Below are 21,844 nucleotides of genomic sequence, written 5' to 3'. Positions count from 1 at the left end.
TTGCCATCGATCTGCCGCAATCCGGCCGCAAGAAGCCGGGGCAATCGGCGCCTCCGACGCCACGAAAAAATAAAGCCCTGAAGAGTCAGGGCCTTAGTTTCGATGTCTGGCGGAGAGGGCGGGATTCGAACCCGCGTTGGGATATTATCCCAAACACGCTTTCCAGGCGTGCGACTTAAACCACTCATCCACCTCTCCGTGGAAGCCGCGCATTCTAGCGGCAAAGGGATGGAGGGGGAAGCCCCGGCGGATGCTTTTGTCGCCACCGCTGTCGGCATGGGGACCGCCGTGCGGGGCGCGTCCGCAGACGGGCGGGATCGGATCGACGGGAGAAACATGAGCGAACAACGCAACGTCCTCGGCGGGCTGCTGCTCGCTTGCAGCTATGCTCCGTTGGCCGGGTTCTACCGCACCGGCTGTTGCGTGACCGGCCCGGAAGATGTGGGCCGCCATCTGATATGCGTGCGGGTGACGGCCGAATTCCTCGCCTTCTCCAAGCAGGTTGGCAACGACCTGACCACGCCGCTTCCGGAATATCGCTTCAAGGGCCTGAAGCCGGGGGACCGCTGGTGCCTGTGCTCCCTGCGCTGGAAAGAGGCCCTGGAGGCAGGCATGGCGCCGCCGGTGGTGCTCGAGGCCACCAACGAACTGGTGCTGCGCGTCATCGACCTCGACACCCTGAAAGCCCATGCGCATGGCGCGCCGATGGGGCCGGCTTCCTGAGGCGGCCCGGACGGGAGCGCTGAACCCGCACCGCGACCACTCTCCTCCGCCGCCCGGCGCGCCGTCCGCGCGGGCAGGTTCCCGGCGTATCGGGAGAAGAGCCCGGCGCCTTCGCATCCGGGCCGGCAGCCGCGCTCCCGTCAGGGCCTGCGCGCAGACCATCCGTCGAGAACCTGCATTGCGATGAGCGATATCGACAGCAGGCCGGCCATGCCGAGTGCGAGCGTCAGCGTGCTGCCCCACAGCACCGGCGCGAGCGCGCCGGCCGCGATCGAGTTCATGCCCATCTGCAGAAAACCCTGGCAACTGGAGGCCAGCCCGCGGCGCTCGGGGAACAGGTCCAGCCCCATCAGCGACATGCTGGGCATCGCCAGCGCCATGCCCAGCGTATACATCGGGATCGCCAGCATGGACCACGGCAGGCCCGGCGGCAGCATGGCGGCGAGCGAGACGTTCAGGATCGCGGCGCCGATCATTGTCGCGAACCCCACGGCGACGGCGCGCTGCGGCGGCCATCGTCCGGCGATCCGCCCCGACAGCATGGAACCGAGCATCATGCCCCCGACCGCCGGCACGAAGAGCCAGCCGAAACCGCCCGTACCCAGGCCGAGATGGGTCATGACGAAGACCGGCGCCGACATCACGTAGAGGAAGAAGCCGCCGAAATTGAGCGACACGGCGACGCCGAGCAGCATGAAGGCTGGGTTCGTCAGCACCGCCAGGTAGGCGCGCAGCAGCCCGACCGGATGCAGGGGCTGGCGGGCATCCTGGGCCAGGGTCTCGGGCAGGTATCGCCAGCACAGCGCGAACAGCGCGGCACCGAAGGCCGTCAGGAACACGAAGATGGCGCGCCAGCCGCCGAGCTCCAGCATCGATGCGCCCAGCAGCGGCGCGACGGCGGGGGCGACCGCGAAGATCACCATCACGCGCGACATCTGCTGCTGCGCCTGGGCGCCTTCGTGCAGATCGCGGATCACCGCGCGGCCCACCACCATCCCCGCTCCGCCGCACAGGCCCTGCAGGACGCGCCCGGCCCACAGCCATTCCACCGACGGCGCGCAGGCGCACAGCGCCGAGGACAGCGCAAACACCGCGGTCGACACCAGCAGCACCGAACGGCGCCCGTAGCGGTCGGCCAGCGCGCCATGCCACAGCACCATGCAGGCGAACGCCACCAGATAGGCGGTGAGCGTCTGCTGTATCTCCAGTTGCGACGCGCCGAGCGACCCGGCCATCGCCGGGAAGGCCGGCAGATAGGCGTCGATGGAGAACGGGCCGATCGCACTGAGGGCGGCGATCAGGAAGGCCAGCATGGGGTGGCTTGGGGGCATCGGATGGAATCGTCGGGATGAAGGGATGTGCGCGGGGCGGGCGCACGGCGCGGCATGGCGCCGCGGCGGCGCATCTGGCGCGGGCGGACCGGAGGCCGCCCGCCGGACGTCACGGACGGCCGATCAACCCCTTCAGAGCGCTCTGCAGATCGGCGGGCAGGACCACCACCTTGGCGCCGCCGGCCTGGCCGAGCGCCTGCATCGACGCGATGTACTTCTCGCCCAGCAGGTAGAGCATGGGCGCCGTCTGGTCGCCCACCGCGCCCGTCACGCGGCGGATCGCCTCGGCGGAAGCCTCGGCCAGCATCACCTGCGCATTGGCGTCGCGCTTGGCCGCCTCCAGCCGCGCCTCGGCTTCCAGGATGGCGGCCTGCTTCGCGCCCTCGGCCTTGGTCACCGCCGCCTTGCGCTCGCGCTCGGCCGCCGCCTGCAATTCCATGGCGCGCTGCATCGATTCCGACGGCTTGATGTCCTGGATCTCCACCGACTTCACCGTCAGGCCCCAGTCCACCGCCTCGTCGGCGATGCTCTCGCGCAGCCGCGCCTTGATCTTGTCGCGCGAGGACAGCGCCTCGTCCAGCTCCATCTCGCCGACGATGGAGCGCAGCGTGGTCATGATGAGGTTGCGGATCGCTTCCGAGAAATCGGTGACGCCATACACCGCCTTCACCGGATCGGTGACCTTCACGAAGGCGATCGCATTGGTGAGGATCACCGCGTTGTCGCGGGTGATGACCTCCTGCTCCTGCACGTCGAGGATGATGTCCTTGGTGACGAGCTTGTAGGCGACGTTGTCCAGATAAGGGATCAGGATGTTGAGGCCCGGCCGCAGCGTGCTGTGGTACTTGCCCAGCCGCTCGACCACCCATTCCTCGCCCTGCGCGACCAGCCGCACGCCCTTGGCGATGGTGACCGCCACGAAAACCAGTACCGCGATCGCAATTGCCAGCCCTGCACTCATCGATTCATCCTTGTCCGGAAAAAAGTCTCAAGCCTTCGTCACCCTGACGAAGCTTCCCTCGATCGCCACCACCCTCACCCGCTCCCCGGCGGGAATCGCGCTTTCCGCGCGACATACCCACTCGTCCGCGCCGAGCACCGGCCGCTGGAAGCGCACCTTGCCGTTCCGATAGGGCTCCACCGCCCCCACCAGCAGGCCCACCTCGCCGATGACCTCGCCATCGGCCGTGCCCACGAGGGTCTTGTGCCGGTTGCGCTTGAACACCCGGAACCACAGCACCACCATGGCCAGCGAGGCGACGATCCACAGCGAGATCTGCACCGTCAGCGACAGGCCGCCGGCAGCCAGCGTCGCCAGCGCGACGACGATCGCCCCCAGGCCGAACCAGATCACGAAGAAGGCGGGAATGGCGAGTTCCAGCAGCACGAGCCCGATCCCCGCGATCATCCAGTGCCACCATTCAGGAGTCATCATCCGCCCTTCCCCGGCCGCCGTCCGGCATGTTCGAAGCCCCGGAGTTTAACAGGCGGATGATTACCGGGAATGACGCCGCAGCGCGCAGTCCGGCGCGGCCGGAGGATGCGGCGAGGAACTGCGCATGACGGACGGGCGGCGGGCAGGTGCCGCGGGCGGGGGAGGCTCAGACCTGGAAGCGGTTGCGATCGATGCCGTACTTCTTGAGCAGCTTGCCGAAGGCCCGCCTTTCCTTGCCGGCATGCTGGGCGGCGAGCGACACGTTGCCCCGCGTCAGCGCGATCGCCTGTTCCAGGTAATCGCGCTCGAAGCGCGCGATCACCTCGGCCTTGGCGAGCTTCATGTCCATGCCGGAGAAATCGATGTTCCAGCCGCTGCCCGCCTCGCCGCCGGCCGCCGCGCCGGGCGATTCGATCGGCGCATCCAGCCGGACGACGTCGCCCTCGGCAAGCAGGAACTGGCGATGGACCACGTTCTCCAGCTCGCGCACGTTGCCCGGCCACGGATGGGCCAGCGCCACCGGGACGGAAGCCGCATCCAGCCTCGGTGCCGGGTGTCCGTACTCGCGGGCGAAGCGCGCGAGGAAATGGTCGATCAGCAGCAGGATGTCGTTGCCGCGCCGGCGCAGCGGCGGCAGGTCGACCGCCATGATCGCCAGGCGGTAATAGAGATCCTGGCGAAACCGGCCGCTGCGCACCAGTTCGCCGAAATCCTGGTTGCTCGCGGCGATCACCCGCACGTCGGCGCGCAGGTCGCCGTGCCCGCCGAGCTGGCGATAGTGGCCATCCTGCAGGAAGCGGAGCAGCGCCACCTGCCCCTTCAGCGACAGGCACTCGATCTCGTCGAGGAACAGCGTGCCGCCCTCGGCGCCGCCGATCAGCCCGCGCTGGCTCTCGCGCGCATCGGTGAACGCGCCGCGCGCATGGCCGAACAGCTCGTTCTCCATCAGGTTGTCGGGCAGCGCTCCGCAATTGACCGGCACGAAGGGCTTGTAGCGGCGGTCGCCGAGGTAGTGGATGGCGCGCGCGACGAGTTCCTTGCCGGTGCCCGTCTCACCCTGGACGAGGACATGGGCGGAAGTCTGCGCGAAGCGGCGCATCAGGTTCGTCGCCGCGATGAAGGCGGGAGAACGCCCGAGCAGGCCGAAGCCGGCCAGCGCGTCGCCATCCGCCCCGGGCGCGGCCCGCGCCCCGCCCGCTTCCCCCGCTGGTGATCGTCGATGCCCATGGCTGCCAGACATGCATTCCCCACTTGTCATTGCGGCGGAATATAGGTCTCCCGCTCGCACCAATGCATACCAGCGCCGCATGGCCGACGATACGAGCCGGGCCGAGCGCCGTGCTTCAATCTGGAATATGCCTTCCGTAAGGTCAACCGCAGTTACACCTGCGACGGCGGCATGCGCGCACGGCGGACTCGCCGTGCGGAACGAAGGCCCGGCCGCCCCGCGACGGCGGCTCTCAGCCGGAAAGCGGCAGGCCGGCCTGCCGCCAGAGGAGGCTGCGCAGGCGGGCAAAGGCCGGGGGAGGCTCCACCCGCTCGATCGCCACCGAATGGGCGCGCTCGCCGAGCACGACGTCGAGTTCCTCGCGATATCCGTCCCGCCCCTGCCGCACCGTTTCGGCGGGAAGCCCGAAGAACCCCGAGTGCGAGATCGCCCGCGCCAGCTCGCCGATCTCCGCCGCCTGCAGCCTGCGCACCGGGGTCCCGGGCCACGGCCCGCTCCAGTGCGTGCCGCGCGGGCAATCCCCCGTGACGACATCGACGAACAGGGAACCGTCGGCATCCAGGCGAATGCGATGGTTGCCGCGCGACGACAGCGCCTGCATGTGCCGGAACTCGATCCGCAAGATCGCAGGCGCCGCCGGAACGGTCATGAGAGTTTCCATTCCGCCTGCGCGATGTCGGGTGCCGTCATCCGCCCCAGCGCTTCCCACAGGGTGACGTAGTGGCGGGGCAGGACATCCACGCCGGCCGACATCTGGCTGGCCGTATTGACTCCCCACACCGCCGGTCCCTGCGCCCCGGCCGCCGTCACCAGCCCCGAGTAGAGGGTCTGCTGCGTGCCGAGGACGCCGGTGGTGTTGTTCTGGTATTCGTCCGGCAGGCCGAGCATGTGGCCGAACTCGTGTTCGCCGACGGAATAGCGGTTTGAGCTGTACGTCGTCTCGAACGCATGATCGGCGGTGATGTCGGCCTTGCGGTTGACGACATCGCCCGGCGCCCCCACCGGGCCGTGCCCGAGCACGCCGATGGGCTGGAGCACGCCCAGCCCCGCCAGGAAGCCGCGCACCGCGATCGCCCGCCGCTCCGACAGGCCGACGTTGTGCCCGTGCTCGCCCTCGCTGCTGGCAAAGCCGTCCACCTTGAGCGGAATGAGCGGGTCCGAAGGGTTCTTCTGCTTGAGCGCGGTGGCGAAGGCCGTCAGCGTCCCGGCCGCCGCCGGCGTGATGGCGTCCGAATTGTTGGCGAACAGGACGGGCGTCGCCGCCGCGGCCGCCAGCGCACTCTCGATGCGCTGGCGCTCCGACGTGGCGACGCTGGTGCTGTTGAAGTCCGGCTCCTCGCGCACGTCGGACGACCACAGCTCCGCCGTCGCGGGGCGCTCGGGATGGGCGACGTCCGGGTCGCTCGTCGACGACTTGTAGTCGATGCCGGGCCCGGGGCTCTTGTGGACCGTGACCACGTAATGGGCCGAGGCATCGTCGGCCACCTCGACCGGGCTCACCAGCGGCAACGCCCTGAAGTTCCAGCACGGCTTGGTCGACACCATGGAATGCTGCGCGCTCCAGCGCGTGGCGACGCGGGAGATGTAGTCGCTCCTGAACGTGTCGCGCTCGGTGTCGCTCCAGTAGAAGCGGCTCAGGTCCTCGCCGCCGAGCGTGCGGCGCATGCGCTCCCAGAAGCCGGGCGCATTGTCGGCGGAAACGAACTTGAACTTCATCTTCACCGTCACCGACATGAGCCCGAAGAGCGGGAAGTAATCGGCATCGAACATGCCGAAGGTCGTCGACGGGATGTTGCGGTCGAGATGGAAGCGCCGCAGCGCAAAGGCATCGCGGCGCCGGCCTTCGTCCTCGGTCAGGCAGGCGCCATACACGCTGTCGAACACGGGCGGGGCAGGCGCCGCCGGCACGCCCGCCGGCAGCGGCACGCCCGCGTCGGTCACGCCGCCTGCATCGGGCGCAGGGGCGGCGCCGGCATCGGGTTCCACCCCGGCATCCGCCTCCCGCGCCACGCGGTCGCCGGGGCCGGGGCTCACCACGTGCGCGAGTTCGTGCGCCAGCAGATGGCGCCCCTCGCCGGTCGCCGGTGCATAGCGGCCATCGCCGAACACGATGTCGTCGCCCACCGTGAACGCCTTCGCCGCCAGCGAGCGCGCCAGGCGCCCTTCATGCGGGCCCGCATGCACCCGCACCGATCCGAGATCGCGTCCGAACCGGGGCTCGAAATAAGCGCGCGTCGCCGCGTCGAGCGGCGCCCCGGAACCCAGCCCGCCCGCGCGCCGGCCGGCCGGCGCCGCCTTCGCGGCATCGGACGCGCATTTCACGCAAGGCGCGAGCGGCGTACACGCCGGGCACGCCGCCGGCTCCATGACCGCATCGGCAAGCGCATCCGCCCGGCGTTCGGCGGCATCGCCCGGCTTCGACAGCGTCATGCCGCCGCCCAGGAAACGCGGCATGCCCTTCCTCGCCGCGGGCGCGGCGGACGACCGCTCCGGCCGGCCCGGCATGCCCGTGCTGCGGGCCATCAGACTCAGGCTCATCGCACTACCCTCCTGCCGCCGCGCGGCGGAACACTCACGCATCCGCCGGCGCATCGGCGCCTCATTCACTATAGATGCCCGCCGGTCCGATGCCGCCGCTTTCCACGGCGCCCGCATCGCCGGCCGGCGCGGCACGGCTTTCCCGTCCGCGGGTAACCGTCCCGTCCTCTACCCGTCAGCCGCCCTTCATCCGCTCGACCAGCGCGCGCGCCATGGCGTCGAAGCGTTCCGGGCCGAGCACGGCGTCGCGCAGATGGGTGATGCGGCCGCGCAGCACCTGCTCGACCACCGCCCACCCCCTGTGCCGCGCGACCGCGAGGCCGGTGGCGAGGGCGCGGTAGGCTTCGTCGTGGCGGCCGGCATCGACGTGCAGCGCGGCGACGAACACGATCATGCTGACGTAGCCGATCACGCTGCCCTGGCGCGCGTAGCCCTTCGCCACCTCCAGCGCCGCGGCGACGGCCGCCCCGGCCTGGCCCTGCGCCGCCAGCGCGCGTGCGCTGGCAAGGCCGAGCAGGGTTTCGAGCTGGGGCTGCGGGTAGCGCTCGCACAGTCCGGCGGCGGCGTCGAAGCGGCACTGCGCCGCCGCGGCATCGCCGCAGGCGGCATGCAGGCTGCCGACGGCGAGTTCCATCTGGATCACCTCGGGCCAGGCGCCGGCGGCACGCAGCAGGTGCCGCGCTTCGTCGAGCCGGGCGCGCGCCGCCTGCGGCTCCACCTGGGCGATCAGGACGAAGCCGAGCGACTGCAGCATCTGGATGCGTTCTTCCACCACCTCGGCCGGCAGGCCGAGCAGCGCGGTGTGCAGCGTCGCCGCGGCGGCGGTGAATTCGCCGCATTCGAGCTGGAGTTCGGCGCGGGCGACGACGGGCAGCCAGCCGGTCCACCCGGCGTCGCGCGGTCCGGCCAGGGTTTCGAGCGTGGCCCGGGCGGCGTCGAACTGCTGCCGGCGCACCAGGATGCGCGCGCGCGTCGCCAGCAGCCAGCCGCGCCCGGATTCGGCTGGTGCGCCCCGGACCTCCCCGGCCTGCGCCAGCGCCGCCAGCGCTTCGTCGAATTCGCGCCGTCGCATCAGGACCACCGCCCGCCGCAGGATCAGGCGCCGCAGGGTTTCCGGTTCGCGCCGCGCGCGGGCGAGCGCCTGGGCCTGCTGCAGCCAGTCGTCGACCGGCGTCGGCCAGTCGGGGAACACCGGGGTGAACAACGCCGCGCGCTCCAGCGCGGCGAGCATGGCGGCATCGTCGCCCTGCGCGCGCGCCAGCGGCACCGCCATCAGCAGGTCGGACAGGAAGGCGCGCGCCTGCGCCTCGATCGCCTCAGGCGAGTGTGGCTTCATCGGCGGCCTCCTCCGGCGGCGGCGCTTCCCCGGCCGGTTCCACCATGCCGGCCAAGGCAAGGGCGTCCTCGCCGGCGCCTTCCTCTGCGGCCTCTTCCCCGCCGGCGACTTCCTCTTCCCCGGCTTCCGCTGCGGCGCTTTCCCCGGCCGCCATCGGGCCCGCCTCGCCCGCGGCCGCTTCGGCAGCGAAGAAGGGCTGGTAGCGCGCGCCGAAGTCGACGATCCACGCCTGCCCCTGCACTTCCTCGGCGACCAGCATCTGGTCGTGGGCCTGCAGCGCGGCCAGTAGCGCCTGCGCGTCCGCCCGGTCGGTCTGCGCGTCGGCGACGTTGACGTCGGCCTGGTCCATCGACTGCTGGTTGCGCTCCGCTTCGGCGGCGGCGACGTCCTGCGTTTGCTGCAGGCCGGCGTCGGTCTCCTGCAGGCTCGCGCCGCGCTGCGCGATGTCCTCGCCGCCGCCGTTCAGTTCGGCCTCGATCTCGTCCAGGCCGAGCGCCTGGTTGATCATGTCCATGATGAATTCGTTGATCGACTGCATCACCTGATTGACCTTGCGCCGTACCGCGCGCACCGCGGGAGCGATCAGATTGTCCCACAGCGCGCCGGCGGTCGCGTCCCAGGCGCGCTCCAGCCAACTGCGCTTGCGCGGCTCCTCGGGCTTGGGCTCGACGCTGACGTTGCCGCCTTCGGCCTGTACCGACTGTGCCTCGCCCTGGCCGCGCCCGGCCTCGCCCGAGGCGCGCGCATTCTCGGCCGCCATGTCCTGCTGCGCGCCGCCGGCCTGGCCGAGCTTGTCCTGCTCGCCGGCGACGGTGGCGCGCTCCGCCCCGGCGACGGCGCCCTGCTCGGCATTGCGCGCCTTCAGGTCGGCGGCGGCATCGCGGGCGCCGCGATTGTGGCGCTCGGCACTGCCGGCGTCGGCGATGAAGTCGGTGACGACCTCCATCGCCTCCGCAACCGCGTTGCGCTGCCCGCGGATCGACACCAGCGCCTGCGGACTGTACGGCACCGGCGCGGGCGGCGGCTCCAGCGCTTCGCCGTCCGCCGCCCCTTCTTCCGCGCCGGAACCGCCGGATGGCGGCAGAGCGATCCCGGAGTCGGGCGCGGCGGCCCCGGCCGGCGGCCCGATCTCTCCGCCGGGCAGCGGCAGCGACGCCATCGCGCCCTCGTCCGCCGCCAGCGGCGGCAGCAGGGCGGCAAGCTGCGGCGCCGGCGACGGGCCGCGCCGCGTCAGCGTGCGCGCACCGATGGCGGCGTCGATGAGCGCGGTCGCGCGCGGCTCCGGCGCACCTTCGCCGCCGGCCTGCGCGTCCGGCGTGCCCGCGGCCAGGCGGCCCGAACGCTTGATCGCCGGCACCAGCAACTGGCTGCCAAGCTCGCGCCGCAGGCCGATGCCCAGGCGCGAATTCATGTCGAAGATCTGCCGCGCAAGCTCGTTCTGCCAGTCCCAGCCGTGGCCGATGCCCAGGTGAGGGTTGAAGAACATGCGCCGGCCCGCCGCGCGGCGGTTGCGCCACACGCCGCTGCTGCCGTCGGCGACGAGGTCGTCGGCAAGGCCCCGGCCCATGAAGTAGTCGATGTCGGCGCGGGTGTAGCCGGGGACCTGCCCGCGGTCCAGCATGTCCTCGATGACTTCGCGGCGGTTGAGCGCCTGCCGCGTCCGCCCCGGGCGCGCGCCCGGCACGCGGTAGCCGCGCACTTCGGGGACGTGGGCCAGGCCCGGATAGGCATCGTCGATGAAACCCCGGTAGCTGCGGCTGTCGTTGACGATCTGGATGAAGCGCGGGTCGCGGCTGATCTGCGGCGCCATGCTCGCCGGCAGCGTGTGGTGGCCGGTCTTCGACACCGCCAGCGCCTCGCCGGCGGCGTCGCGCAGCGCCAGTCCGCCGCCCGGCCCGCGCGCCGGGTGCAACTGGGTGAAGGCGCGCAGTTCCTCCTCGGTCCACCGGCCCTTGATGAAGGGGCTGGCATTGACCGCGTCGGCCAGTTCGCGCGGCGTCGCCCCCGGCGGCAGGCGGTCGCGGACGAGCTGGATCTCGGCGAACTCGGTCTCGCGCACCGTGCGCAGGAACTCGGCATCGTCGCGCACGAACTGGATGTTGCCGCCGCGGCTGGTGCCGACCCCGGCGTGCCCCATGCGTTCGCGGCCGAAGCGGGTGCGCAGCGCGTCGTCGAGCTGGCGCGCGCTCCAGCCCGGGTTGGCCTGGCGCAGGGCGTCGAGTTCGTCGATCAGTTCGCGGCCCAGGCGCAGTTGATAGGCGCGCTCGACCGGGTCGCCGATGGCGCGCGCCACCATCACGTTGCGCTCGTGGATGCCGCGCAGGCGGCGGTTGTAGAAACGGCCGACGGCGCTGTCGGCGGTGGCCACGCCGCGCAGGCGCCGGCGCGCCCATTCCTCCGCCCCGCCGCCGAGGCGGTTCGCCCAGCGCACCGGCGCCGTGCCGCGCGCCCAGCCGAGCGCGCGCATGGCGCCGCCGCGCGCCGCACGGCGGGCGCTGCCGAATGCGCGCCGGCCGCCGACGGCGGCGATGCGCATCCCGCGCGCCGCGCGGCCGGCGAGCGAGGACGAACGCGACAGGCGGCGGAAACCGCCGCCGGCGGCACGCCCCGCCGCATGCAGGCCGCGCCTGCCGGCGCGCGCCGCCAGCCGTCCGGAAAGCCCCACCGCGCGCACCGCCCGCGCGCCGCGGCCGAGCGCGCCGGATGCGCGCGACGCGGCGCGCAGGCCGCCCGACACGCGCCGCCCGGCGCGGCCCAGCGCCCGTCCGGCACCCGGCGCCACCGCGGTGGCGACCGCGACCGCGCTCATCACCGTGCCCATCGCGTCCTGGCGCACCATGCCGAGCAGGCGGCGGCGCTCCTCGGGGTCGGTTTCGTTCTTCAGCCGGTACAGGTTGTAGCCGGTCAGGATGATGCCCAGCACCAGGCTGATCGCATCGAGGATCAGCGCGGCGACGTCGCAGAAGCGCCCGACGGTGAGCAGGAAGGCACCCACCGGCGGGATCAGCAGGCTCAGGATGAAGCCGCTGACGGTCGCCACCAGGCCGATGATGCCGACGATGCCGCCCAACTGGCCGGTGATGTCGCGCACGCGGGCAAGCGTGCGCAGCCACAGCGGCTCGCCTTCGTAGCCGGTGGCCGGCGCCCCCGGCTGCAGGGCTTCGCCGCCGAGGGCCTGCAGTGCGCTCGCCTCGGGGTCGGTGATCTGGCGCTCGCCGAGCAGGTCGACCGCCTCGAGCAGGGCCTGAGTCTGCGGGTCCAGCGCCGCCAGCCGCTCGGCGGACAGGTTGCCGTCCAGCCAGGCGGCGACGTCGGCGGCGACCAGGCTCTCGAACTCGGCGGCCGGGCCGGGCGCGGGCGGCGGCGGCGCGGGCGGTTCGCCGCCGCCGGCGCCCGCGTGCCGGCCATCCGCCCTGCCCCGCGCCGCGCCTCCTTCCGCCTGCGCTCCGCCTTCGCCGCCGTCTCCCGCGGTACCGCCCTCGCCGCCCGCAGCCCCGCCTTCGTCGCCGCCGTCGCCGCCCTCGCGCTCGACCTCGTTCAGCTTGCCCTCGGTGGATCTGTCGAGTTCGACCGTCGGCGCGCTGGTGTCCGCTCCTTCGGCGGGCGTGGCGGCGAGCCGTGCATCCATCTCCTCTTCCGAAAAGCCGAAGCTCTGGCGCGCCGCCGCTGCCGGGCCGGCCTCGGCGCCCGGCGGCGCCGTGTCCGCGCGGCGGCGCAGTGCCGCCGGCGCACGCCCCTGCTGCACGACGTGTGCCACCTCGTGCGCCATCAGGCCGAGATCGTCCGCGCCGGACCGCGCGCCGAGCCAGATGTCGCTGCCGTGGGAGAATGCCTTCGCCTGCAGTGCGGCGGCGGCATGCTCGGCATGCGGGCCGGTATGCACCCGCACCCCGCCCAGGTCCAGATCCAGCACCCCTTCGAGGCGGCTGCGTAGCGGCGGGGCGAGCGGTGCGGCGGTATCCGGGCGCCCGTCCTTGCCGGGACGTACCGGCGCCTTGCCGCCGCCGTCCGGCGCACCGCCGCGCGGCATCGGCGCCCGGACGACCACAGCGGCGGATGCCGCAGCGAGCGGGTCGGCCAGGGCATCGACACCGCGCGAACCGCGCACGGGCTGCGCCCTGCCACCGTCATCCGGCGTGCCGCCGTGCGGCATCGGCATCCGGACCGCCTCACCGGCCACGTCGACCAGCGCCTCGGTACCACCGGTGCGCGGCTCGCGCGGCGCGGCCGCACGTTCGCCGGACAGAAAGCGCGGCAGCGCACGGCCACCGTGCTGTACCGCCTGCGCAAACGCATCGGCCTCGCGCTCCAGCGGGTCGTCCACCGCGCCCACCTCGAGCCTGGCCTGCACCGCCCCGCCGCCGAGAAAGCGCGGCACCCCGGCTTCGCGCCCCGGCTCTTCCATGCCGGGGCCCTCAGTTTCCGGGCGCCGGGCGCCTTCCGCCGACTGCGGCTTGCGCGCGGCCTCGCGGGCGGCGTTCACCGAACCACCCTCCCGTCGTCGCGTGGCGGAAAGCCGGTCTTGCACGACCGGGCGGGGGCGCTCATCCCGGCCGCTCCAGGCCGGCCGGCAAGGGCTTGCCGAGCTTGCGGTATTCAGCCGCCAGCGCCGCGACCAGGTCGGCTTCGGCCATCGGTTCGCCGCGCTGGCGCGCGATCGCCGCGGCCGCCAGCACCGCGTTGCGGATGTGCCCGCCGGCCAGATCGCAACTGGCGGCGAAGCGGTTGAGCACCACCGCGTCGAGCCGGTGGGCGCCGCCCAGATGCGCCAGCCACAGCGCGCGGCGCTCTTCCGGGCCGGGCGCGGGGAACTCGATGATGGCGTCGAGCCGCCGGGTGAAGGCGGAATCGAAGCGGGCGCGGCTGTTGCTGGTCAGCAGCGTGATGCCCTCGTAGGACTCGATGCGCTGCAGCAGGTAGTTCGTCTGCTGGTTGGCGAAGCGGTCGTTGGCGTCCTTGACGTCGGTGCGCTTGCCGAACAGCGAGTCGGCCTCGTCGAACAGCAGCACGACTTCCGCATGCTCGGCCCTGGCGAACAGTTCGGCGAGGTTCTTTTCGGTCTCGCCGATGTACTTGCTGGTGACGGAGGCCAGATCCACCCTGTACAGCGGCAGGCCGAGCCGGGTGGCGATCCAGCCCGCCGCCAGCGTCTTGCCGGTGCCCGACGGGCCCACCAGCAGCCCGCGTACGCCGGGCCGGTAGCGTGCGCGGGCGGCGATGCCGAGCCCTTCGGCGAGCGCGTCGCGCACCCGGCAGCGGGCGAGCAGCGCTTCGAGTGCGTCGCGCAGTTGCGCCGTCAGCACCAGCGCATCGTCGGGGATGTCGTCCGCCAGCAGTTCGGCCAGCGCGCCGAGGTCCGCCCCCACGCCGGCGCGTGCGGCCTGCCCCACGTGGTCCGCCCGCAGCGTCTCCCCGGCGCGCGCGGCGGCCGAACGCGCCGCCTGGCCCAGTTCGGCGATGCGGCCGGCGGAATGGCGATGCGTGCCCGCGAGGGCATCGACCGCCACGCCGTCGCCGAGCGCCGCGCGCCACAGCAGCGCACGCTCCGCCGCTGCGGGCACGGGCACGCGCCACTGCGCCACCGCGCCCGGCGCTTCGATGCTGCCGTCCAGGCCGGTGGCGACGAGCACCGCGCCGTCGTGGCCAGGAATGCCCGGCAGGCGATAGCGCTCGCCCGGCCCGAGGCGCGGGCACAGCACCGGAACGCGGCCGCGCAGCCACAGCCACGTGCCCAGTCCGCGCGGGACGTCGCCTTCGACGAACGCCGCGCGGCCGCCCAGCGCCGCGGCCACCTGCGCGGCGGCGGCGCGCGCCTCCGCCGCGAGGCCGCTGCGCACCGCCAGCACGCGCGCCCCGCCCCGCTGCAAGCCTTCGGCATGGTGGCGCGCCGCATCGACGACCGACGCCGACAGCGCCGGCAGTCCGTCCTGCGCCGCATCCACGCCGTCCGTCCGGCCCTCGTGCCCGCCCAGCGCCAGCACCAGCGACGGAGGCACACGCACGCTGCGTTCGCACAGCGGACGGTCTTCCGGCAGCAGTTGCAGCACGCCGTGGGCGCATGCCGGCCCCTCGGCCAGCCGCGCGAGCGCATCGGGCTCGCCGACGCGCTCACACAGCGTCGCCAGCAGCCCGACGGTGGGCCGCGCCTCGCCCACCGGATGCTGCAGCCAGATCAGCGCGCGCGCTGCCATCGGCATCATCTCGCCGGCGCAGGCCAGGGCGATGGCGGCCGTCTCGGGCAGGCTCAGGCGGTCGCGGCCGGCAAGCGCATGCAGCCGGATGTCGCAGGCGGGCGGCTGCCTCTGCCACGCCGCCAGCGCGACGCGCACGGCATCGGCGCGCCCATGAGCCGCCGCGGCCACGCCCGTGGCGAAGCGGTCCACCGTCTCGCCCACTGCCGCCAGCCAGCCGGCCTCGCCGCCCGGCTCCCGCGCCTCGTCGTTCGCGGCCGGGGCGAGCAGCGCGAGCACGATCTCGAACAGCGGCGGAAGGCCGGGCCGGTCCGCATGCCGCCCTTTGGCGTCGTCGGCGGAGGCGGCCGGCCGTGCCGGCCCAGCGGACTGCGCAGGCAGGCGTTCGGGATGGTTCATGGCGCGGCATCGCCATAGTGGAAATGCACCACCCGCCCCAGCCACGGCACCCAGCCCGGATCGAGGTCCAGCCCCGCGCGGCGGATGCGCAGGTCGGTCTGCCCGATCGCCATCCAGACGTCGGCATGCGTGGCGGTGATGGCCAGGAGACCGGGCCGGCGGACCAGGTCGGCAAGACCGATGCGCGCGCCCATCCGCAGCCGGCGCCGGCAGGCGTTCAGCCACGCATCCTCGACCGTGCGCGCCTGCGCCGCACGCATGCCGGCCGCCGCGAGCATCGCCCATTGGCCCTCGCCGGAAATCCGAAACGGCACGGCGGGAAGCGCCACGGCGGGATCGAACGCCGCCAGCAGCCAGGCCGGATCACCGTCGTCGACACGGAGCCGCCGCAGAACCCGCCCGAAAATCCGCGCCGGCAGTTGCACACTCGCCCAGGCTGCGTCCGCGGCCAGCCACTCCGGCAGGCAGAGCGACTCCATCACCCGCAGCAGGAACAGCAGGCCGGCGGCCGACGTCGGTCGCGCCGCCGCAGTACCTTCCTGCGTCACGGTCATGCGGCGCATGGCATCCGGCTCCGGCACGCCGCGCTGCGAGCCGGCGGCGCCATCCGCGGCGCCGCCGGCGGTCTCGCCGGGCCGCGCCCCGGCAACGCCGCGCCTCGGCCGATCCGCTGCCCGCGAGAGCGGCACGCCTGGCGGACGGGGTTCCGCATCCTGCCGGGTGGCGCTCGCCTCCGCCGCCGGATCGCGCTTGCGCCGGACCTCCGCCGGCTCCGCGGCATGCCGCGCATCCGCGCCGTTCCGCATGGCCTGCGGGATCGCCTCGGGCATGCCGCCCGCGACCGTCCCCGGAATCCAAAGCGCGCACGCCTGCAGCAACTGCCGCCGCGCATCCGACGGCCCGAAGTGCCGGCCGGCCCAGCGCAGGGGCTCCCGCCATCGCGGTGCGGCCTCCGGTGCAGGCGCCGCCGGCACGCCCGCCGGCACATCGGCGGCGGGCCGGGCCGCGCCGGGCAGCGCGGCGGCCGGCCGCTGCGTGCGCGAAAGCGCGGCCGGCGGCAGCACCGCCAGCAGGCATACGGCATCGCCTTCCGACAGCGCGGCGAAAAGGCGCGGAACCGCCCCCCGCGCCGCGATCCCGTCCAGCCACAGAGGCAGGGCGGCCGCAGCCTCCGGAAGACCGGCGATGGACATGGCGATCGCCCGCAAGGCTTCGCCCGCGCCGAGCCCGGCATGGTAGCCGGGTACCGCGAGCGGCCAGCACCAGGCGTGTGGCGCGGCGCCGCCCAGCACGCGGGCGCCGAGTTCCAGCCGCGCGTGCAGCGGGTCGCGAAAACGCACCGCGGCGGCGGCGGCGACGTCGTCCTCGGACGTGGCGGCCGTCACCGGCAGCACGGCCAGCGCACGGCAACGCGCTTCCAGTGCGAGCGCCACGCTTTGCGGTGTGGCGGTGCCGCTGAACGGCGGCAGCCGCAGCCTGCGCACCAGCACCACCGCACCGCCCTGCCCCGGCAGGCTCGCGGTGCGCAGTGCATCTTCCACCAGCAGCCGCGCCCTGCGCGCCAGCGCTTCGTCCGGCGCGCGCACGCGCAGCCGGCGGATGGTGCGCTCGGCCGGCATGGGCGCTACCTCACGGCCACACTCTTGATGCGCGCCGCGCTCATCGCGGCCGGGCTCGCCGCATCGACGAACTGCACACGCGTCTCGGCCGCGAGTTCGACGCGGTTGCCGTCGGCCTGGATCACCGTCGCCGCCACCTGGGCGGAGCCGACGTCGTCCACCGTCGCCCGCGCCACCACGCGGTCGGCCTGATACACCAGCGCCTGCATGCCGACGCGCAGCTTGAGCACCTCGGTGACGCGGATCGGTATGCGCACGCCCGGAATCGCGACGACCGGCGCCGGCAGGCGGCCGGAGACGATGCGGTTGATCGGCGCATGGCTGGCCAGCAGCAGGCACATTCGCACGACGTCGTTCATCAGGCTTTCGGCCTCGGCGACGCCGGCGCGCATCTGGCCGAACAGCCAGTCGGCGGCCGCCTGCATGCGGCGGCGGTCGGCGTAGTCGATCTCGCCCCAGCGCGGCAGGCTCGCAAGGTTGCGCAGCCGCGGCGCCTCGTCGAACTGCGACATGCGCTCGGCCCAGTCCAGCCGGATCGACGGCAGCACCGACGAGAAGCCTTCGTGCAGGCAGGCGGCGATGCGCGAGACGTCGCCGAACAGCGCCGCCGCCTTCTGCGCCACGTCGCCGCGCCCGTGCTCGCCGTCGATCAGGTCGCCGAGCGAGACGATTTCCTCGGCCTGCGCACGCGCGCCCTGCCAGCCCAGGCCGGCGATCAGCGACGGATCGACCCTCGTCGCCACCGCGCGCAGGCTCTGCACGGTCTGCAACTGCCTGCCCTGCAGCGCGGCGATGCCGGCGGCCACGCCGCGCAGCGCGGTGGCCGCGGCGACGGCGACGGGGGCCGCGGCGGCCACCTTCAGCGACATGAGCTGGCTGCGCAACTGCGCCGACTGCACCGCCTTCACCAGCAGGTCGACGCGGTCGAGCCGGTCGAGCAGTACCGGCGCGCCAGCGAACCAGCGCGCCGGGGCTTCGCGCACCACCGCGAGCAGGTCGCGCAGTTCGTCGGGCGCGTCCAGGTGCTCCATGAAGCAGGCCGGCAACGGCGCTTCGAGCAGGCCGGGATCGAGTCCGCGCATCGGCGCGGCGGCGATCAGTTCGGCCTCGCGCGGCCGCTGGTAGGCGAGGAAATGCACGTGCTGCTGCAGCACTTGCGCGCGGCGCGCGTTGATCGAAGCCAGCCGGGCCTCTTCCTCTGCGATCAGGGCGCGCGTCACCGATACGTCGTGGCGCGCTTCCGCCAGTTCCTCGCCCACCGCGCGCAGGCGCAGTTCCAGGGCCGCCGCGCCGGCGCGCAGTGCGTCGAGCAGCTTCTGGCTGGCGGCGATCGCGTTGCGGTAGAGCTTGATGCGGCCTTCGAGCTGGCGCATCAGCGCCACCGTGTTGTCGGCCAGGTCCGCGCCGTCCGAGAACTGCGCCGACTCGTCCACCTTCACCCGCAGCGGCGAACGCAGCATCAGCGGCAGGCGCCAGCGTTGCGCCATCAGGTCGCTGAACGGCAGGCTGCGGCGCATGGTGTTCAGTTGCGCCTGCTGGTTCGGGTCTTCGGTGTCGACGCTGGGCAGTGGCCGGTCGGCGTTGTTGACTTCCTCTTCCTTGTCGAAGAACAGCGCGGGGTCGCCGCGCACACCGTGGAAGCTGACGCCTTCGAACAGCCCGGCCGGCTCGCCGCCGTCGGCGGCCTGCAGTTCGTCGGCGAACGCGAGCAGGCCGCGCACCGCCTCGAAGCGGGTGGAGGTGGTGTAGTCCTTGGCTTCGGTCGCCTTGGGCGCCGCCAGGCGTTCGGCGATGCTCGTCGTGCGCACGTCGGCCTTGCCGATCAGCGGCGCGGCATTGGTGATGTCCGATGGGGTGAAGGTGCCGACGGTGACGGGGAACTGCACCAGCGTCGCCTCGGCGAAGAAGTCCCGGGTCGTGCCGGTGCCGAGCGTGCTCTTGGCGGTGATGCCGGCCTTGGTCTGGATCAGCGCCGGCTCCGCGATGGTCGTGGTACGCAAGTTCGTCGCGCCGGCAAGCCCGAGCCCGCTCACCGCCGCCATGTCCGCGCCGAGCTTGACGGCGCGCGCGGCCGGCTCGGCGGCGCTCGCCGCCATGGCCCGCGGCTGGATCGCCGCGGCCTCCTTCTTCAATTCGTCGAAGAAGCCGGCGATGCGCTCGGTCGAGGCCACCGCGGTCTCGGACTGCGCGATGCCGGCCAGCGCCGGCGAGACCGCCAGCCGCGTGGCGGCGGTGGTGCCCAGGATCAACTGGCGCACGCGGTAGATGTCGGTCTGCACCTTGACGAAGTTGAAATCGACGAGGTCGTCGGCGCGGTCGGTGCGCGCCTTCAGGTAGGCGATGAAGCCCTCCAGCCCGAGCTGGAACAACTGGTAGCGCTCCTGCGCCGACAGCGGGGCCAGCGCCGCGTCGTCGTAGAGCCGGGCGAGCGCATCGACTTGGCCTTCGTTGCCGCCGGAGGTCGGCGCGCGCAGGTCGTGCTCCGACAGGAACTGCCAGATTCCGTACACCGTCGCGCGCGGCGGCAGGCTGCCGGAGAACCACTCGCGCGACGTCTCCGGCGCGGCGCCTGCCGGCACCAGCGCGCCGGAAGGACCGAAGGCCGCGGTGCCGTCGAAGAAGGTAAAGGCCATGCCGTTGATCTCCGCCCCCGCGAGGCCGACCGCATCCGGCGCGATCTCCAGCCTCACCCAGCGCCCCGGTCTCGGCAAGGCGCCCAGCCGGCGCCGCGACGCCGTGCCTTCCTGCCCCCAGTCGATGCGCGACAGCCCCCAGTAGGCCCTGTGCTCCCAGCTCGTACCGGTGCGCCACTGCAGCATCAGTTGCGTGGGCGGATCGTTGGGGTCGAGATACACCCAGGCGTAGAGGCGCTCGTTCGCCGCCGCGGTCAGCGTGACGCCGGCGTTTTCGAAGGCGTGCTGATGCAGGCCGGCGGCGGCCGGCTCGATGTGCCCACCGCCGCCCGGCGCGTTGGAGCCGTCGGCCGGCAGGATCACCGTATTCGCCTCGAACGGCGACCACAGGTCGTTGTGCGTGAGGAATTCCCAGCGCTCGTCGCCGTTCTGCTGCGCGCCGGTGGGCAGCACGCCGCAGAACCACTTGCGCTGGGTGCCGTCGGCCGCGCCCGCGCCGGTCATGCCGAACGCGGCCTGGCCGTCGTACAGGGCGAAGCTCATGCCGTTGGCCGTCTCCCCGTCCAGGCCGACGAGGCTCGCCGGCAGCGTCAGTTGCACCCACTGGCCCGCCGGCGGCAGGTCGCCCGCCCGCGCCCGCGCAGGCGTTCCGTCGTCGCCCCAGGGCAGGAGGTCTTCGCCCCAGTAGGCGCGGTGCTCCCAGGTGCCGGCATGCCATTGCAGCATCAGCGTGCGCGGCGGGTCGTCCGGGTCGAGATACACCCAGGCGAACAGGGTTTCGCCGGCCGCCACGGCCATCGTCCCGGTGGCGCCCTCGAAGAAGTGCTGGTGGATGCCCGCCCTGGACGGGGAGCGATGGCCGCCTCCGGCCGGCGGCGGCCCCCACGGGGCGAGCGATTCCGGCTCCAGCGCCTCGGTATCGTCGGCGATCGCCGGCACCGCCAGCGCCTTGCCCGAGATGGCGCGCGCCAGTATGGACGCGCGCGTGCGCAGCCCCTGCCGCGCGCCGAGCCAGCGCGCGCGCACCGCCAGGAACTCCGCCAGCGTGCGTGCGAACTCGGGGTCGATCACTTCCCGCAGCAGCAGGCGCGGCTCGAACACGGCCTGCGGCACGGGCACCAGCACGCGCACGCGGCCGCCGAGCGCGGCATCCAGCGGCGCCAGCGCGGCGGCCTCCGCCACGGCCGCATCGAGCTGTTCGAGCGGAATGGGCACCGCGTCGAGTTCGAAGGCCGCCGCGAAGAAATCGCTGCGCAACGCGCCCAGGTCCACCACGTTGGCCGGCAGCAGGCCGAAGGGCGGCAGCCGCGCGAAACCCTCGGCCAGCGTGGCGGCCGGCGGTGCGGAGTCGCCCGCCGCGGCCACCTGCTCGGCCAGTTGTTCGAACTGCGCCTGCCACAGGCCGGGCAGCCGCCAGTGGGTGGCGAGCCCGCCGGCGCCGCCGCCCATGCGCGAGTAGCGTGCGCGGCCGCCGGTGCGCACCACGCTGGCGCGGTCGAGGAAGAGTGGATTCCACGCCGCATCGCAGCACACCAGGCCGACGGGCACGCCGAAGGCTTCCCACGGCAGCGCGTCGGCGGCGGCGAGCCCGCGTTCGGCATCGAACACCTGCCAGGCGAGCAGGTTGCGCCACCGCGCCGGGGCCGCCGCCAGCACCACGTCGAGATCGAACGCATCCAGTTCGGCCGGCCACGCGTACCACAGCAGGCGTGCCGCGTCGCCGATGCGCCAGTCCTCGAAGGAGGTGACGTTGCCCGAACCGCAGCCGTCCAGCGAGCAGGGGTCGGTAGGGTCGAACGCACCGATGCGGTCGGCCGACACCGGCTGCAGCAGCAGCACGCCCACGCGGGCGATCGCGTCGGGGCGTTCCGCGACGAGATCGCCCAGGCGCGGCCCGATGACCTTGGCGCGCAGTTCGGCGCCCTCGCCGCCTTCTTCCCCGCCGGTACCGCCCATGCCCGCGAAGGCCGACGGATCGCCCACCACCGAGAGATCGGCAAGTGCGAACTCGACCGCCTGCGGCAGGCGCACGTCCTCGCCGCCCACCGCCAGCCCGCTCCCCTGCATCAGCGCGACGCGGGCGCCCGCCAGCCCGCCGCCATCGGCCAGCAGGGCGGCTTCGAGCCCGCGCACCACGCCCGCGGTGAAGGATCGGCCGCGCAGCGCCACGTGCGCCGCGGCCCAGCCCTGCCTGCCCTGCAGCGTCGGCCCGGTGAGCGTGCGCCCGGGAAAGAGATTGGGCCGCCGCAGCCACCAGCGCGACACGTCGGCAGTGTTCTCCGGGGCGAGGTGGATCACCTGTTCGCCCGGCAGGGAACCCTTGATCGGTGTGATGCTCACTGGACTACCCTCCTGCCGCTACGCGACGGAGAACCGGCTTTTCCTGGCCGGCCCGTTGTGCGGCGCTACGC

12 protein-coding genes and 1 tRNA gene are annotated in these 21,844 nt (G+C 73.2%); 1 reads left to right on the top strand and 12 read right to left on the bottom strand.

The features are described from left to right. Positions 1-107: 107 nt before the first annotated feature. Positions 108-198 (bottom strand) — tRNA-Ser (locus CCZ27_RS07970). A gap of 138 nt (positions 199-336) precedes the next feature. Between CCZ27_RS07970 and CCZ27_RS07965 the strand changes: the two genes are divergently transcribed. Then, entirely contained in the window at positions 337-723 is a 387-nt protein-coding gene (locus CCZ27_RS07965) for a DUF2237 family protein (protein ID WP_096447131.1), read from the top strand. A 140-nt stretch (positions 724-863) separates the two neighbouring features. Here CCZ27_RS07965 and CCZ27_RS07960 read toward each other — a convergent pair whose 3' ends face one another. The 11 genes from CCZ27_RS07960 to CCZ27_RS07910 form a co-directional block, all read right to left on the bottom strand. Next, positions 864-2,054, bottom strand: a complete 1,191-nt coding sequence (locus CCZ27_RS07960) for a multidrug effflux MFS transporter (RefSeq protein WP_096447129.1) — start codon at positions 2,052-2,054, stop codon at positions 864-866. Positions 2,055-2,163: 109 nt separating this feature from the next. Next, positions 2,164-3,015 (bottom strand): SPFH domain-containing protein, encoded by an 852-nt coding sequence (locus tag CCZ27_RS07955; protein ID WP_096447127.1) that lies wholly within the window; start codon positions 3,013-3,015, stop codon positions 2,164-2,166. Positions 3,016-3,042: 27 nt separating this feature from the next. Further along, positions 3,043-3,486 (bottom strand): NfeD family protein, encoded by a 444-nt coding sequence (locus tag CCZ27_RS07950; RefSeq protein ID WP_096452326.1) that lies wholly within the window; start codon positions 3,484-3,486, stop codon positions 3,043-3,045. Between the two features lie 169 nt (positions 3,487-3,655). Further along, positions 3,656-4,729 (bottom strand): sigma-54 interaction domain-containing protein, encoded by a 1,074-nt coding sequence (locus CCZ27_RS07945; protein WP_096447125.1) that lies wholly within the window; start codon positions 4,727-4,729, stop codon positions 3,656-3,658. Positions 4,730-4,949: 220 nt separating this feature from the next. Next, positions 4,950-5,366, bottom strand: a complete 417-nt coding sequence (locus CCZ27_RS07940; RefSeq protein ID WP_096447123.1) for a hypothetical protein — start codon at positions 5,364-5,366, stop codon at positions 4,950-4,952. Then, entirely contained in the window at positions 5,363-7,255 is a 1,893-nt protein-coding gene (locus CCZ27_RS07935; RefSeq protein WP_096447121.1) for an eCIS core domain-containing protein, read from the bottom strand. Before CCZ27_RS07935 ends, CCZ27_RS07940 begins: the two co-directional genes overlap by 4 nt. 175 nt (positions 7,256-7,430) lie before the next feature. Continuing rightward, entirely contained in the window at positions 7,431-8,591 is a 1,161-nt protein-coding gene (locus tag CCZ27_RS07930) for a hypothetical protein (protein WP_096447119.1), read from the bottom strand. Beyond that, positions 8,572-13,074, bottom strand: coding sequence for an eCIS core domain-containing protein (locus CCZ27_RS07925; RefSeq protein ID WP_096447117.1), 4,503 nt, complete (start codon positions 13,072-13,074; stop codon positions 8,572-8,574). Before CCZ27_RS07925 ends, CCZ27_RS07930 begins: the two co-directional genes overlap by 20 nt. A 61-nt stretch (positions 13,075-13,135) precedes the next feature. Then, positions 13,136-15,181, bottom strand: a complete 2,046-nt coding sequence (locus tag CCZ27_RS07920) for an ATP-binding protein (protein WP_157748491.1) — start codon at positions 15,179-15,181, stop codon at positions 13,136-13,138. Next, the gene (locus tag CCZ27_RS23410; RefSeq protein WP_157748490.1) at positions 15,178-16,800 is read right to left on the bottom strand and encodes a hypothetical protein; all 1,623 of its coding nucleotides are present in this window, start codon (positions 16,798-16,800) and stop codon (positions 15,178-15,180) included. Before CCZ27_RS23410 ends, CCZ27_RS07920 begins: the two co-directional genes overlap by 4 nt. Positions 16,801-16,805: 5 nt before the next feature. Next, complete coding sequence (locus CCZ27_RS07910; RefSeq protein WP_096447111.1) at positions 16,806-21,773, bottom strand: hypothetical protein; 4,968 nt, start codon at positions 21,771-21,773, stop codon at positions 16,806-16,808. Between the last annotated feature and the right edge of the window lie 71 nt (positions 21,774-21,844).

This window comes from Thauera sp. K11 (genome assembly GCF_002354895.1).
Classification (GTDB): domain Bacteria; phylum Pseudomonadota; class Gammaproteobacteria; order Burkholderiales; family Rhodocyclaceae; genus Thauera; species Thauera sinica.
This window is presented reverse-complemented; position numbering and strand designations above follow the sequence as displayed.